Here is a 13,495-nt window from a genome sequence, read left to right as displayed (position 1 = left end):
GCCGATGCGAACCGCCGCCCCACCCCCCATCGCGCTGACGCACGACACCGTCAGCACCTGCCTGGGCCACGGCCTGGCCGCCGCCCTCGACGCGCTGCGCCACACGCGCAGCGGGCTGCGCCGCGAGGGCTTCGACCTGTTCGATCTGCCGGCCTGGATCGGCGCGGTGCCCGACGTGGACGCCACGCGCCTGCCGCAAGCCCTGCGGCACTATGACTGCCGCAACAACCGCCTGGCCGAACTCGGCCTGCTCCAAGACGGTTTCGCGAGCGCCGTGCAGCAGGCCGCCGCGCGCCTGGGCCCGCACCGCGTGGGGGTGTTCATCGGCACCAGCACCTCGGGCATCCTCCAAACCGAACGGGCCTACCGCGAGCGCGATGCCTCGGGCGCCCTGCCGGCAACTTTCCACTATGCCGAGACCCACAACCCCTATTCCGTCACCGCCTACGTGCGCGAGCGCCTGGGGCTGCGCGGGCCGGCCTACACCATCTCGTCGGCCTGCTCGTCCAGCGCCAAGGTGTTCGCCACGGCGCAGCGCCTGCTGGCCTGCGGCGTGATCGACGCCGCCGTGGTCGGCGGGGTCGACAGCCTGTGCCTGACCACGCTGTACGGCTTCAACTCGCTGCAGCTGATGTCCAGCGACCCCTGCCGCCCCTTCGATGCGCAGCGCAAGGGGCTGTCGATCGGCGAGGCCGCCGCCTTCGCCTTGCTGGAGCGTCCCGCCGAACCCGTCGCGCCGGACACCGTGCTGCTGCTCGGCGCGGGCGAATCCAGCGACGCCCACCACATGTCCTCGCCCCACCCGGACGGCCTCGGCGCGCGCCTGGCGATGCAGCAGGCGCTGGCCCAGGCAGGCCTGCGTCCCGCCGACATCGACTACATCAATCTGCATGGCACCGCCACCTCCAGCAACGACGCCGCCGAGGGCCGTGCCGTGGCCGCGCTGTTCGGCTCCGCAACCCCATGCAGTTCCACCAAAGGCGCCACCGGCCACACCCTGGGCGCCGCCGGCGCGGTCGAGGCCGCGTTCTGCGCGATCGCCCTGCGCCACGGCTTCATGCCCGGCAGCGCCGGCACGCAAACCCTGGATCCCGCCATCGCCGGCGCCGGCGCGCTCGACTACCTGCTGCAGCCCCGTGCCCAGGCGCCGCGCCGCGTCCTGAGCAACTCCTTCGGTTTCGGCGGCACCAACTGCAGCCTGGTGTTCGGCCTGGGAGCCTGCGCATGAACCGCGCCGCGACACCCGCCGCCCCGCTTGAAGCCTGGGTCGACGGCGTCGGACTGCTCGGCCCCGGCCTGGCGGACTGGCCGCAAGCCAGCGCCGTGCTGCGCGGACAGGCAGCTTACGCACCGCAAAAAACCGTGCTGCCCGTGCCGCAGGCGCTGCACGCCGCGGAACGGCGGCGCGCCGCCGCCGTGGTCAAGCTCACCCTGGCCGTCGGCCTCGAGGCCGCGCGCTCGGCCGGCATGGATCCGGCGCAACTGGCCACGGTGTTCACCTCGTCCGGCGGCGACAGCCACAATTGCCATGCCATCTGCGCCGCGCTGGCGTCGGACGACAGATTGATTTCCCCGACCCGCTTTCACAACTCGGTGCACAACGCCGCCTCGGGCTACTGGGGCATCGCCACCGGCGCCATGGCGCCTTCCGCGGTGCTGTGCGCCCATGACGGCAGCTTCGCCGCCGGCCTGCTCGAGGCACTCGCCCAGGTCGCCCTGGCACAGGCCCCGGTCCTGCTGCTGGCCTACGATTCGGATTACCCCGAACCCCTGCATGCCGTGCGGCCGATTCCGGACAGCCTGGGCGTGGCGCTCGCCCTGTCCCCCAGGCCCGGCCCGCGCAGCCTGGCGCGCATCGCCATCGATGCGGCGGCGCCGTGCAGCGACGCGCCTGCCGACACCCTGCGCCTGCCGGAGCTGGAAGCCCTGCGCCAGGCCATCCCATCGGCCCGTGCGCTGCCGCTGCTGCATGCGCTGGCCCACCACGCAGCGGGGCCGCTGCGCCTGGACTATCTGCCCGGCCAGACGCTGGCCGTGAGCGTCGCGCCATGCTGAACGTCGCCACCTTGCGGGGCCAGGCGCTGGACCGCGACTGGATCGCCGCGCGCATTCCGCACCAGGGTTCCATGTGCCTGCTCGACGCGGTGCTCGCCTGGGACGCCGGGCATGTGCTGTGTGCCGCCCGCAGCCACCGCAGCCCCGCCAACCCGCTGCGTCAATACGGCCGGCTGGGCGTGGCGTGCGGCATCGAATACGCCGCGCAGGCCATGGCCGTGCACGGCGCGCTGCGCGCATCGGGCGAAACCGGCGACGCCGCCCCGCGGCCCGGCATGCTGGTCAGCGCGCGCGCGGTGCGTTGGCACGTGGCGCGGCTCGACGACATCGCCGCGGACCTCCTCGTGCAGGCGGTCTGCGACGGCGCCGACGCCCAGCTGCTGCGCTACACCTTCGCCTTGCGCGCCGGGAAACGCCTGCTGATGGAAGGTCAGGCCGCGGTCGTGCTCGACGTCCAGACGACGGGCGCCCGCCCGCCCCTGCCCGGGCCACTTCATTCTCCCGACCACACCCAGCCATGAGCAAGCCCGCAGCAGCCCATGCCCGCCGCGCCCTCGTCACCGGCGGCAGCGGAGCCATCGGCGCCGCCATCTGCCGCCGCCTGGCCGCCGACGGTTGCCACGTCATCGTGCACGCCAACCACGGCGCCGACCGCGCCGAAGCGCTGGCCGCAGAATTGCGTGCGCAGGGCGCAAGCGCGCAGGCCGCAGCCTTCGACATCACCGATGCCGCCGCCACCGCCGCCGCCATCGCCGCCATCCTCGCCGACGGGCCGGTGCAAGTGCTGGTGAACAACGCCGGCGTGCACGACGACGCCGTGTTCCCCGGCATGCGCGCGTTGCAGTGGCAGCGCGTGATCGACGTCAGCCTCAACGGCTTTTTCCACGTCACCCAGCCGCTCATGCTGCCCATGATCCGCACGCGCTGGGGCCGCATCGTCAACATCACCTCGGTGGCCGCGATTGCCGGCAACCGCGGCCAGGTCAACTACGCCGCCGCCAAGGGCGCGCTGCACGCCGCCACCAAGTCGCTGGCGCTGGAAGTGGCGAGCCGCGGCATCACGGTCAATGCCGTGGCTCCCGGCATCATCGCCACGCCCATGAGCGCCGACAGCTTCGACGCCGAAACCATCGCCCGCATGGTGCCGATGAAGCGCGCCGGGCGGCCCGAGGAAGTGGCCGACCTCGTCGGCTTCCTCGCCTCGGACCAGGCCGCCTACATCAGCGGCCAGGTCGTGTCCATCAACGGCGCGATGATCTGACCGCCGCCTTCCCGCCCACACGCCTCCCCCGCGCCCCTCATGCAGCCCACGATCCACATCGCCCAGCATGCAACCGAGTCGATGCTGTTCTTCGTCCTGCTGCAACTGACCCTCATCGTGCTGGCCGCCCGCGTCGGCGGCGAAATCGCCGTGCGATTGGGACAGACCGCCGCCGTGGGCGAGATCGTCGTCGGCATCCTGCTCGGCCCCTCGCTGCTGGGGCTGCTCGCGCCGCGCGCCTTCCATGCCATCTTCCTCTCCATCCCGCCCGCACCGCTGCAGATGCTGTCGCAGATCGGGCTCATCCTGCTGATGTTCCAGATCGGCCTGGAGTTCGATTTCGGCCACCTGCGCAGCGGACGGAACCGCCGCGCCGTGCTGTGGGTGGGTCTGGCCAGCATGGTCGCGCCCTTCGCCCTCGGGGCCGCCTGGGGCTGGGTTGCCGCGCCGGAACTGTCGCCGCAGGCGGGGCGCGTGGCGTCGGCGCTGTTCGTCGCCACGGCGTTTTCCATCACCGCGCTGCCCATCCTCGGCCGCATCCTGATGGACTTCAACCTCACGCGCACGCCGCTGGGCGTGATCGCCATCAGCGCCGCGGCCATCAACGACGTCGCCGGCTGGCTGCTGCTGGCGCTCGTCACCACCCTCACGCTCAGCCATTTCGACGCCGCGTCCTTCGCCATCAAGGTGGCGCTGGTGCTGGGCTTCATGCTGCTGTGGATGTTCGGCCTGCGGCCGCTGATGCGCCGCATCGTCCACCGCTTCCAGGCCGCGGGACGCGACCTGCCGCCGCACCTGCTCGGCATCGTGCTGGCGGCGATCTTCGCCTCGGGCATGGCCACCTACCAGATCGGCATCTTCGCCATCTTCGGCGGTTTCATGATGGGCGTCATCCTGCACGACGAGACCCGTTTCGTGCGCGCCTGGAACGACCAGGTCTCCCCTTTCGTGCTGGTGTTTTTCCTGCCCATCTTCTTCACCTACACCGGCCTGCGCACCGACATCGGCGGCCTCGCCAGCGCCGCGCTGTGGGCCTGGTGCGCGGCCTTGGTGCTGCTCGCCACCCTGGGCAAGTTCGGCGCCGCCTATCTGGCCGCGCGCATCTGCGGCATGAGCCGGCCCGAAGCCGGCATCATGGGCGCCCTGATGAACACCCGCGCGCTGATGGAACTCATCGTCATCAACGTCGGCTACGACCTCGGCGCCATCTCCCGGCCGGTGTTCACCATGCTGGTCATCATGGCCATCTTCAGCACCATCCTCACCGCCCCGCTGCTGCGCCTGTGGCTGCCACGTGCCGGCTACGCCCTGCCTGCGCCCACCGACATGCCCGCCGCATCGCCGCAAGCCTGACGATCCGCCCTGAACTCAGCTCCAGGCCTTGTCGACCCGCCCCGTCTGCACCCCCTCGATGCTGCGCGTATAGGCAAGCGCGCAGATGGACGGATCCCGCCGCCTCAGCCCCCGCGCAAGCGCCGCCACAACAGCAGCGGCAGGCGCAGCACGAAGCCGAGGAACAACCTGGTGTGCATCCACGTCAGCAAGGCGTTGTCGCGCCAGTAGTTGAAGTGCGAGACCCCGCCTTCCTCGGCACGCAGGTAGCGCACCGGCGCGGGCAGGTTGACGGCCGGAATCCCCGCCCAGCTCAGGCGCACCACGGCCTCGGGATCGAAGTCGAAACGACGCATCCAGGTCTGGCGGTGCATGATCCGGCGCAGGGCCTTGACCGGATAGACGCGAAAGCCGTAGAGCGAATCGCCGATGCCGGCCCAGAGGGTTTCCAGATTGGCCCAGGCGTTGGACACCTTGCGCCCCTGCACGCGCAGATTGGGCGCGCTGGCGTCGAACACCGGCACGCCCAGCACCATGGCGCGCGGCTGCTGTTGCGAGGCGGCCATGAAGACGGGGATGCGGTCGGCCGGGTGCTGGCCGTCGGAATCCATGGTCAGCACATGCGTGTAGCCCGCGGCGGCGGCGGCGTCCAGTCCATGCAGGACGGCGGCGCCCTTGCCGCGGTTCTCCGGCAGAACCATCACGCGCAGTTGGGCATCGGCCGCGGCCAGCGCTTGCAGGCCCTCGGCGCTGCCGTCGCGGCTGCCGTCCACGACCACCCAGACCGGCGCCCACCGAGCGCGCGCCGCGCGCACGGTGTCGTACACCTGGGCGCCCGGGTTGTAGCTGGGGATGAGAACGAGATGGGTGGACGAAGGTTGCGGCGGGTTGTCGCCGGGGTCGGTTGCGGATTGCTCAGTCATCGTCCTGGGTGCTTGTCAACGGAGCGGGCAGGCAGGCGTCGGCCAGCGCGCAGCGGAAGTAGGCCTCGAGTTCGGCCACGAACGTTTGCACGTCTTGTGGCGCGTCGAAACGGCGCCCCAGCCGCAGACGGTACGTGATGGGCAACAGCGGGCGGCGGAACAAGGGCCAGCCCTTGGCGAGGAAGGGGGAGTCGGTCTCGATGAACACGGTCTGCACCGGCACCTGGGCCTGCTTGGCGATGAGCCCGACGCTGCCGCGTACCGCGCCGATGGGCAGGCGCGTGGAGCGCGTGCCCTCGGGAAAAAGCAGCAAGTGGTGGCCTTCGTGCAGGTCGGCCACGGCCAGGTTGATCATGTTGCGCAGCGAGTCGTTGCGGATGTAGCGCGCCAGGCGCGCGCCGGCGCCGAGGGACGGGTTGTCGAGAATGCTGGCCTTCATGATGCAAGCCAGCCCCGGCAGGCGCGAGATCACCAGCACCGCGTCGATGAGCGTCGGATGGTTGGGCGCGATGATCATCGGCGCTTGCCCACGCAGTGCGTCCAGCGCCGAGAGGTCGAAGCGGCAGGCGCCGATCACCGCCAGCGTGCGCAGGTAGAAGCGAAAGGCATGGTGGATCAGCCCGCGCCCCAGCGCCTGCCCGAGCCTGCGCGGCAGCAGGTAATACAGCGGCACCGCCAGCAGCGACCACAAAAAGCCCAGCACGCCCAGCACGCCCAGGCCGAAATACACGCGCGCCGCGTCCCAGGCCGTGCGCAGACGGCCGGGCATGGGTGCCGCACGTATCACGTCGTCATTCATGGCTTTCGACCATTTGCGAAGACTGCCCCAGGATCCAGGCAATACCGATGCCGGCCGACACATTGCGGCTGCGCCGCACCAGCGGGCTGTCGGCAAACACCGCACCTGCGAGATTGTCGTAGCGTGTGAACGCCCCTACCCAGAAGCCGGGGAAGCGCTTGCTCAGCGCCAGGGTGAACTGGCTGCCCGCATAGCCCCCCTGGGCGCTGTAGGCCGGTCGCGTGGCGGTGGCCTCGCCGGGAGCGACGCCGTAGAAGGTCTGGTTGTAGCTGCGGTCCGTGAAGATCGGCCCGGCCTGCGCGCCGAGGTTCCAGCCCTGCAGTCCGGCCACATCGGCCATGTCCAGGTTCAGCACCGGCGCGAACACCCAGCCGACCTGGCGCGTATGCGACTCCACGGTGAAGGCGCTGCGCAGCGGCGCGCGAAAATCCAGGCGCATGCGTCGCGCGGCGGAGCCCCACAGATGCACTTCCAGTGCGGGGCCGAATTCGACCATGGGCCTGAGGTCGGGCATGCCGCTGCGCGCGCGGTTGTCGGTGCTGTTGACCGGCGGCGAGGCGCCGAGGCTGAAATAGACCTCGGCGTGCAGACTGTCGAACAAGCGGGCCTGCACGCCGTTGCGCCCGGCCTTGATGATCTCTCCGCGGTAGACGAAATACGGCACCGGCAGCAGGTCGCCGTGCTGCCGGTCCGAGCCGACGTAATCGGGAAAGGTGAGCGCCCCCACCCCCAGCCCCGCTTCCCACAGCGGCTTGGGGTCGGCCTGGGCGCCAGCCGGCAAGGCGCACAGCGCCAGGAAGGCCAGCGCGGCCGGGACGCGGCGGTTCAACATGGAGACTCCGGTTCCGCGGGAAAGGCCACGGCCTCGATTTCCACCAGCAGGTCCGCACGGCAGACGTCGGCCTGCAGATACAGCACTCGCGCGCCGCCGCCCGCGGCGCGCTCCAGCTCGGCGCGCACCAGGGGCAGATCATGCGCGTGGCGCACGTACACCTTGTAATGCAAATGCTCCAGGCGCAAGCCCGCGGCGCCGCGCCGGGCGGCCTGCTGCAACAGCGCCTCGATGTTGCGCAAGGTCTCGCGGGTCTGCATGGCCGCGTCCCCGGCATGCTGGGTCTGGTGGCCGACGATGCTGGCGGTGCCGGAAATGAACAGGACGGACTGGCCATCGATACGCGCCAGGTTGGCGCGCGAAAACGTCGGCGCGCGCGGGCCGTAGTCGCGCGGGTAGTCGTAGGCGCTGATCTGGCGCGGGTTCTCCAGGGCCGCTGCGGGCCGGCGGGCCGCCATGCAGTACACCACCAGCGCAGAACCGTCCTGCGCGCCCAAGGCGCTGGCCGCCGGCACGCTGGCCCCGGCGATTTGACGATCGAACGCCAGGAACGCGTCCTGCCTGCCGATATTGAACAGGCGGTAATGCTCCAGCCCCGCGCTGCGGCCATTGATGTCCGGCACGTGGTTCCACACCCGGAGCAGGTGAGGAAAACCCAGCGCCTCCACGGCGGCGAACAGCTCGGCGTAGGCGCGCTCGGCGGCGCGCTGCATCGCCGGGGCCATGTTGGCGGCGACCGGCTCCGCGTCGGCCACCGGGATCGACAGCGTGCCGAACAAGATCTCTTCGCTGCAACGGTAGCGCAGCCGCCCGTGCTCCCCCCGGCGCAGCGGCGCGGCGGTGGTCCAGACCTCGCAGACGGCGGCAACGGGCGGGGTCGCGCCGGCACACAGGGGCGCGACCCGCACGCAGGCCAAGGGCAGATCCAGCGCCGCCAGCGAAGCCGGCGGCTCGATGCCGAAGCAGGCCGCGCCGAGCACGCCGTCCGGCCCAAGCGACGCTTGGCCGGCAAGCTCGGCAGCCGGCATGAACTGCAGTTGCAACATGGGGGCCCCCGCCATCAGCCGCTCGACGTCTCGAGCGGCTCCGGACGGATTTGCCGCTTGCGCAGCAAAGCGGCCCGCCACGATCTGCCCAGATGGCGCAAGGAGGCGAGATAGAAAATGCCCTTGAGCAGACGCAGCGAGTTCCAGATCGGCGTGGTGCCGAAAATATCGCCCGCCAGCACCGACAGCAGTGCTTCCTTCACTCGCCAGAGATTGCTCGGCCCCATGAACATGTCGCGCATCGTGGGGTGGTTCACGCGATAGATGAACCAGGAAAATTCGCGCGGACCGAAGCGGATCTGGTGGTCGAAGCGCGCCAGGGCCTGCGCCGCGCGCGCGGGGTGGCGCAGACAGACGTCAACCGTCTCGGCAGCGACGAAGGCCCCTTGCATGGCCAGCATCACGCCGGAGGAAAACACCGGGTCGATGAAGGCGTAGGCGTCGCCGATCAGCAGGTAATTCGGCCCGTGCGTGCGGTCGCTGCGATACGAGAAATTGCCGGTGGCCTCGACCTCGGTCACGCGGGCCGCGCCCTCCAAGCGTGCCGACAGCGCCGGTGACATCGCGATGGTGTCGGCGAAGAACTGCTCCAGCGACCTGGAACCGCGCGTCTTGAGGAAATAGGGCCAGACCACGGCGCCCACGCTGGTGGCGCCGTCGGCCAGCGGGATGAACCAGAACCAGCCGTGGTCGAACCAGAAAATGGTGATGTTGCCCTGCTCCTTGCCAGCGTGCCGCTGCGCCCCGGTGAAATGGGCATAGAGCGCGGCGCTGTTGTGCTTGGGGTCGCGGTGCTTGGCCTTGAAGCGGCTGGAGAGAAAGGTGTCGCGGCCCGAGGCGTCGATGACGTAGCGCGCGCGCCAGACCGCCAGGCTGCCGTCGTCCTGCGCGGCGCTGATGACCGCGCCCTGCGCATCGGGCAGGAACCGCACGTCGCGCACCTCGCAGCCCTCCACCACCTGGGCGCCCTTGCGCGCGGCGTTGCGGATCAGGATGTGGTCGAAGTCCGAACGCCGCACCTGATAGGCCATCGGCATGGACTTGTCCCAGGCGTCGGCGAAAACGAAGCTCTGCGACTTCTGCGCATGCCAGGGCGAGACGAACTCGGCGCCCCATTTCTCCATGCCGATGGCGCGCACTTCGTCGGCCACGCCCAGCTTGTCGAACAAGGGCAGATTGGCCGGGAGCAGGGATTCGCCGATGTGAAAGCGCGGATGCCGCGACTTCTCCGCCAGCACGACGCGCAGGCCGCGCTCGGCCAGCAGCGCCGCCGCCGTGGCCCCGCCGGGGCCGCCGCCGATGATCAGGACGTCGGTCTCTTGCGCCGCGGTCGGTGCCGAAGCCCCATCTCGTGAATCCGTCATGAAACTCCCTGAGGACCGGGCATGCCCGGTCGTTGAACGCTGCGTGCGGGTGGGGACACAAACCCTGCCAAAGCCATGCCCCATGCCGCAGTCTATGGTGCCCTGGAAGGTGGCGGCATTTTAGAAGGGACGCAGGCGGACTCCGGCGCGCGCGTGGCTCCCTCCCCTCCCCATGCATGGAGAGGGGAGAGGCGGAGGAGGGGTGCGGACGGTCAAGAATCGGGCACACAGGCAGCGCGCGGCAACCGGCCGTTGGCTTGCCAGGCCTGCGGCGCTATGCTTGCCCGTTGCAGACGGTTACCGGTTGCCGCCATCCCCGAGAACCACCCCCACCACACTCAAGCGCCTGTGCCGCCATCACCCTCCCGCCCGCCGAGTTATGCCGCGTCCGCCACGCGCGAGCAAACCTACCGCTACATCTACCCGATGCGCGTTCTCGGCATGGGCTTGGGCGGCGTGGCCGCGGGCAGCGTGCTGCTCGAGCAACAGGTGCCGCCAGCCTACTGGTGGATCCTGGTCGCCACGTGCTTCGTCTGGCCGCACCTGGCCTACCTGCTGGCACGCCGCAGCAAGGAACGCTACCGCGCCGAGAAGCGCAACCTGCTGATCGACTCGGCGATCGCAGGACTGTGGGTTCCCCTCATGCACTTCAACCTGCTGCCCAGCCTGGTGCTGGTCACGGTGACCACGTTCGACAAGCTCAGCACCGGCATCAAGCGGCTGTGGCTGCATTCGCTGCCCGGCTTGCTCGGCGCGGCGGGGCTGGCGACGCTGCTGACGCGGCCCGAGCCGATGCTGCAAAGCTCGCACCTCGTGGTGCTGTGCACGCTGCCCCTGATCATCGTCCACACCCTGGCCTCCAGCATCGGCAGCTACCGCCTGATCCGCACCGTATCGCGCCAAAACCGCCAGCTCGAGGAATTGCGCCGCACGGACTCGCAAACCGGCCTGTACACGCGCGACCATTGGCAGGAGCGCGCCGACGCGGCCCTGCGCGACTTCCGCGCGCGCGGCGAGCCGGCCTACCTGCTGATGATCGACATCGACCGCTTCAAGTTCATCAACGACACCCTTGGCCACAGCGCGGGTGACGAGGTGATCAGCGCCGTGGGCCATGTCATCCGTGACTGCATACGCGCCCACGACAGCGCCGGCCGCTATGGCGGCGATGAGTTCGCGGTGGTGTGCGCCGACACCCAAGCCGGCGAAGCGCGCGCCATTGCCGAGCGTATCCGCGCTTGCGTGCAGGACCTGCGCCTGCCCGAACAACCCGATTTGCGCCTGACCTGCAGCATCGGCCTGGCGGCCGCGCAAGCACGGCACGACAACCTGCGCGCGTGGATGAACGATGCCGACGCCGCGCTCTACCGCGCCAAGAACGACGGGCGCAACCAGGTGTCGGGGGAGGCGTCGCCCCCTTCGGTCAACTCGGCCGTGCCAAGCACGATCTGAACGGACCTTTCTTGCAACATCCCATTCGCGCGCAAGGCGCTTGGGCCAGCATCGGGTCCGTTAGCTGCTTGTATGGCGCCGGTTAACGTCCGCGCCCACCCAGAATGCCGCCCAGCACGCCGCGGATGATTTCGCGGCCCACGGTGCTGCCGATGCTGCGCGCGGCGGACTTGGCCAGGGCCTCGAGCAGCGAGTCCTTGCGCCCGGTGCCGGTTCCGAGGCTGCCCAGGCCGCCGAGCCAGCCGCCCGAGGCCTGGCCGCCCGCGGAGGCGGGCTGCGTGGCCTGGCCAGGCGCGTTCGCGGGCGCCGGCTGCGCAGCGACGCGGCCCTTGAGCCGTTCGTAGGCGGATTCGCGGTCCACCACCTTCTCGTACACCCCGGCCACCAGCGAGCCCTGCATGAGAACCTTGCGCTCGTCGGGCGTGATGGGGCCGATGCGGGTGCCGGGAGCCAGCATCCACACCCGCTCGGTGGGCGACGGCCTGCCCTTGTCGTCGAGCAGGGACACCAGGGCCTCGCCCACGGCGAGTTCGGTGATGGCCTGCGCGATGTCCAGCCCGGCATTGGGCCGCATGGTGTCGGCCGCCGTCTTCACCGCCTTCTGGTCGCGCGGGGTGTAGGCGCGCAGCGCGTGCTGGATGCGGTTGCCGAGCTGGCCGAGCACGGCGTCGGGAATGTCCAGCGGGTTCTGCGTGACGAAGAACACGCCCACCCCCTTGGAGCGGATCAGGCGCACCACCTGCTCCACCTTGTCCACCAGCGCCTTGGGCGCATCGGCGAACAGCAGGTGGGCCTCGTCGAAAAAGAACACCAGCTTGGGCTGGTCCACGTCGCCCACCTCGGGCAGATGCTCGAACAGCTCGGACAGCAGCCACAGCAGGAAGGTGGCGTACAGCCGGGGCGACTGATACAGCTTGTCGGCGGCGAGGATGTTGACCATGCCGCGCCCGTTGCCGTCGGTCTGCATCAGGTCGGCGATGTTGAGCATGGGCTCGCCGAAGAACTTGTCCGCGCCCTGGCTTTCGAGCTGCAGCAGGCCGCGCTGGATGGCGCCCACGCTGGCCGCGCTGATGTTGCCGTACTCGGTGGTGAACTGGGCCGCGCTGTCGCCCACTTCCTGCAGCATGGCGCGCAAGTCCTTGAGGTCGAGCAGCAGCAGGCCGTTGTCGTCGGCAATCTTGAAGACGAGGTTGAGCACTCCGGCCTGGGTCTCGTTGAGCTGCAGCAGGCGGGTCAGCAGCAGCGGCCCCATGTCGGAAATGGTGGCGCGCACCGGATGGCCCTGCTCGCCGAACACGTCCCACAGCGTGGCCGGGCAGGCGCCGAAGACCGGCTCGGGCAGGCCCAGGTTCTTCAGGCGCTCGGCCAGCTTGGGACTCAGGCTGCCGGCCTGGCTCACGCCGGTGAGGTCGCCCTTCACGTCGGCCAGGAACACCGGGGTGCCGATGCGCGAGAACGCTTCGGCCAGCACCTGCAGGCTGATGGTCTTGCCGGTGCCGGTGGCGCCGGTGATGAGCCCGTGGCGGTTGGCCATGCGCGGCAACAGCTGGCATTGCAGGGCGCCGTGCTGGGCGATGAGAATGGGCTCGGTCATCGGAAAGGTCTCCTGCAAGGCGGGCCGTAAAATGGGCAACCCAGTCTAACAACCCCTTACACGAAAGAGCGCCGCCATGGCGCCGGGAGCGAGAACTTATGGCCGGCCATTCCAAATGGGCCAATATCCAGCACCGCAAGGGCCGCCAGGACGAAAAACGCGGCAAGGTGTGGACCAAGATCATCCGTGAGGTCACCGTGGCCGCCAAGCTCGGCGGCGGCGACCCTGGCGCCAACCCGCGCCTGCGCATGGCGCTGGACAAGGCGCGCGAGGCCAATATGCCGGCCGACAACCTCAAGCGCGCGATCGACCGCGGCACCGGCAACCTGGACGGCGCGCACTACGAGGAAATCCGCTACGAAGGCTACGGCCCCGGCGGCGCCGCCCTGATCATCGACTGCATGACCGACAACCGCGTGCGCACCGTGGCCGAGGTGCGGCATGCGCTGTCCAAGCTCGGCGGCAATCTCGGCACCGAGGGCTCGGTGGCGTTCCAGTTCAAGCATTGCGGCCAGTTCCTGTTCGCCCCCGGCACCAGCGAGGACAAGGTGATGGAAGCCGCGCTGGAAGCCGGCGCCGAGGACGTCGCCACCGGCGACGACGGCTCGATCGAGGTGCTGTGCGCGCCGCACGACTTCGAAGCCGTGCGCAAGGCGCTGGAAGACGCCGGGCTCAAGCCCGAGATGGCCGAGCTCGGCATGAAGCCGCAAGTCGAGGTGGAACTGAGCGGCGACGACGCCGAGCGTATGCACAAGCTGGTGGACGCGCTGGAAGACCTCGACGACGTGCAGCGCGTGGACCACAACGCCATCCTGCCCTGAGCCCGCCAACCCTCCC

Annotated in this window: 13 protein-coding genes; 7 read left to right on the top strand and 6 right to left on the bottom strand. The window is 69.9% G+C overall.

The window, feature by feature from the left end:
- Positions 1–4 precede the first annotated feature (4 nt).
- From THIARS_RS08270 to THIARS_RS08250, 5 genes are read left to right on the top strand one after another with little or no spacing between them, the layout of a single operon-like run.
- Complete coding sequence (locus THIARS_RS08270; protein WP_094160711.1) at positions 5–1,228, top strand: beta-ketoacyl-[acyl-carrier-protein] synthase family protein; 1,224 nt, start codon at positions 5–7, stop codon at positions 1,226–1,228.
- Positions 1,225–2,055, top strand: a complete 831-nt coding sequence (locus THIARS_RS08265) for a beta-ketoacyl synthase chain length factor (protein WP_094160190.1) — start codon at positions 1,225–1,227, stop codon at positions 2,053–2,055. Before THIARS_RS08270 ends, THIARS_RS08265 begins: the two co-directional genes overlap by 4 nt.
- Positions 2,049–2,576 (top strand): ApeP family dehydratase, encoded by a 528-nt coding sequence (locus THIARS_RS08260; protein ID WP_094160189.1) that lies wholly within the window; start codon positions 2,049–2,051, stop codon positions 2,574–2,576. Before THIARS_RS08265 ends, THIARS_RS08260 begins: the two co-directional genes overlap by 7 nt.
- Positions 2,573–3,316 (top strand): 3-oxoacyl-ACP reductase FabG, encoded by a 744-nt coding sequence (gene fabG / locus THIARS_RS08255; protein ID WP_094160188.1) that lies wholly within the window; start codon positions 2,573–2,575, stop codon positions 3,314–3,316. The genes THIARS_RS08260 and fabG overlap by 4 nt, the downstream gene beginning before the upstream one ends.
- A 39-nt stretch (positions 3,317–3,355) precedes the next feature.
- Positions 3,356–4,669: a cation:proton antiporter gene (locus tag THIARS_RS08250; protein WP_094160187.1), complete on the top strand. Its 1,314-nt coding sequence runs from the start codon at positions 3,356–3,358 to the stop codon at positions 4,667–4,669.
- Between the two features lie 104 nt (positions 4,670–4,773).
- Here the strand turns inward: THIARS_RS08250 and THIARS_RS08245 are convergent, their stop codons facing one another.
- Genes THIARS_RS08245 through THIARS_RS08225 form a run of 5 tightly spaced genes read right to left on the bottom strand, consistent with a single transcriptional unit; the run spans position 4,774 to position 9,612 of the window.
- Positions 4,774–5,571, bottom strand: a complete 798-nt coding sequence (locus THIARS_RS08245; protein WP_094160186.1) for a glycosyltransferase family 2 protein — start codon at positions 5,569–5,571, stop codon at positions 4,774–4,776.
- Positions 5,564–6,370, bottom strand: coding sequence for a lysophospholipid acyltransferase family protein (locus THIARS_RS08240; protein ID WP_094160185.1), 807 nt, complete (start codon positions 6,368–6,370; stop codon positions 5,564–5,566). The genes THIARS_RS08245 and THIARS_RS08240 overlap by 8 nt, the downstream gene beginning before the upstream one ends.
- A complete protein-coding gene (locus THIARS_RS08235; protein ID WP_094160184.1) occupies positions 6,363–7,202 on the bottom strand; it encodes a MipA/OmpV family protein in 840 nt (279 codons plus the stop codon). Before THIARS_RS08235 ends, THIARS_RS08240 begins: the two co-directional genes overlap by 8 nt.
- Positions 7,196–8,248 carry a chorismate transformation FkbO/Hyg5 family protein gene (locus THIARS_RS08230; RefSeq protein WP_245845661.1) on the bottom strand — a complete coding sequence of 351 codons (1,053 nt, stop codon included), beginning with the start codon at positions 8,246–8,248 and terminating at the stop codon, positions 7,196–7,198. Before THIARS_RS08230 ends, THIARS_RS08235 begins: the two co-directional genes overlap by 7 nt.
- 14 nt (positions 8,249–8,262) lie before the next feature.
- Positions 8,263–9,612: an NAD(P)/FAD-dependent oxidoreductase gene (locus THIARS_RS08225; protein ID WP_094160183.1), complete on the bottom strand. Its 1,350-nt coding sequence runs from the start codon at positions 9,610–9,612 to the stop codon at positions 8,263–8,265.
- A gap of 348 nt (positions 9,613–9,960) precedes the next feature.
- On the opposite strand from THIARS_RS08225, the gene THIARS_RS08220 reads away from it, so the two are divergent.
- On the top strand, positions 9,961–11,064 hold the full coding sequence (locus tag THIARS_RS08220) for a diguanylate cyclase (protein ID WP_245845657.1): 1,104 nt from the start codon (positions 9,961–9,963) through the stop codon (positions 11,062–11,064).
- An 82-nt stretch (positions 11,065–11,146) separates the two neighbouring features.
- Here the strand turns inward: THIARS_RS08220 and THIARS_RS08215 are convergent, their stop codons facing one another.
- Positions 11,147–12,658 (bottom strand): helicase HerA-like domain-containing protein, encoded by a 1,512-nt coding sequence (locus THIARS_RS08215; protein WP_094160181.1) that lies wholly within the window; start codon positions 12,656–12,658, stop codon positions 11,147–11,149.
- A gap of 98 nt (positions 12,659–12,756) precedes the next feature.
- Between THIARS_RS08215 and THIARS_RS08210 the strand changes: the two genes are divergently transcribed.
- Entirely contained in the window at positions 12,757–13,479 is a 723-nt protein-coding gene (locus THIARS_RS08210; protein WP_094160180.1) for a YebC/PmpR family DNA-binding transcriptional regulator, read from the top strand.
- The last annotated feature ends 16 nt before the right edge of the window (positions 13,480–13,495 follow it).

The sequence above is a fragment of the Thiomonas delicata genome (genome assembly GCF_900088825.1).
Taxonomy (GTDB): Bacteria; Pseudomonadota; Gammaproteobacteria; order Burkholderiales; family Burkholderiaceae_C; genus Thiomonas_A; species Thiomonas_A delicata.
Note: the sequence above shows the minus strand (reverse complement) of the source record. Positions and strands in the feature narration are given on the sequence as shown.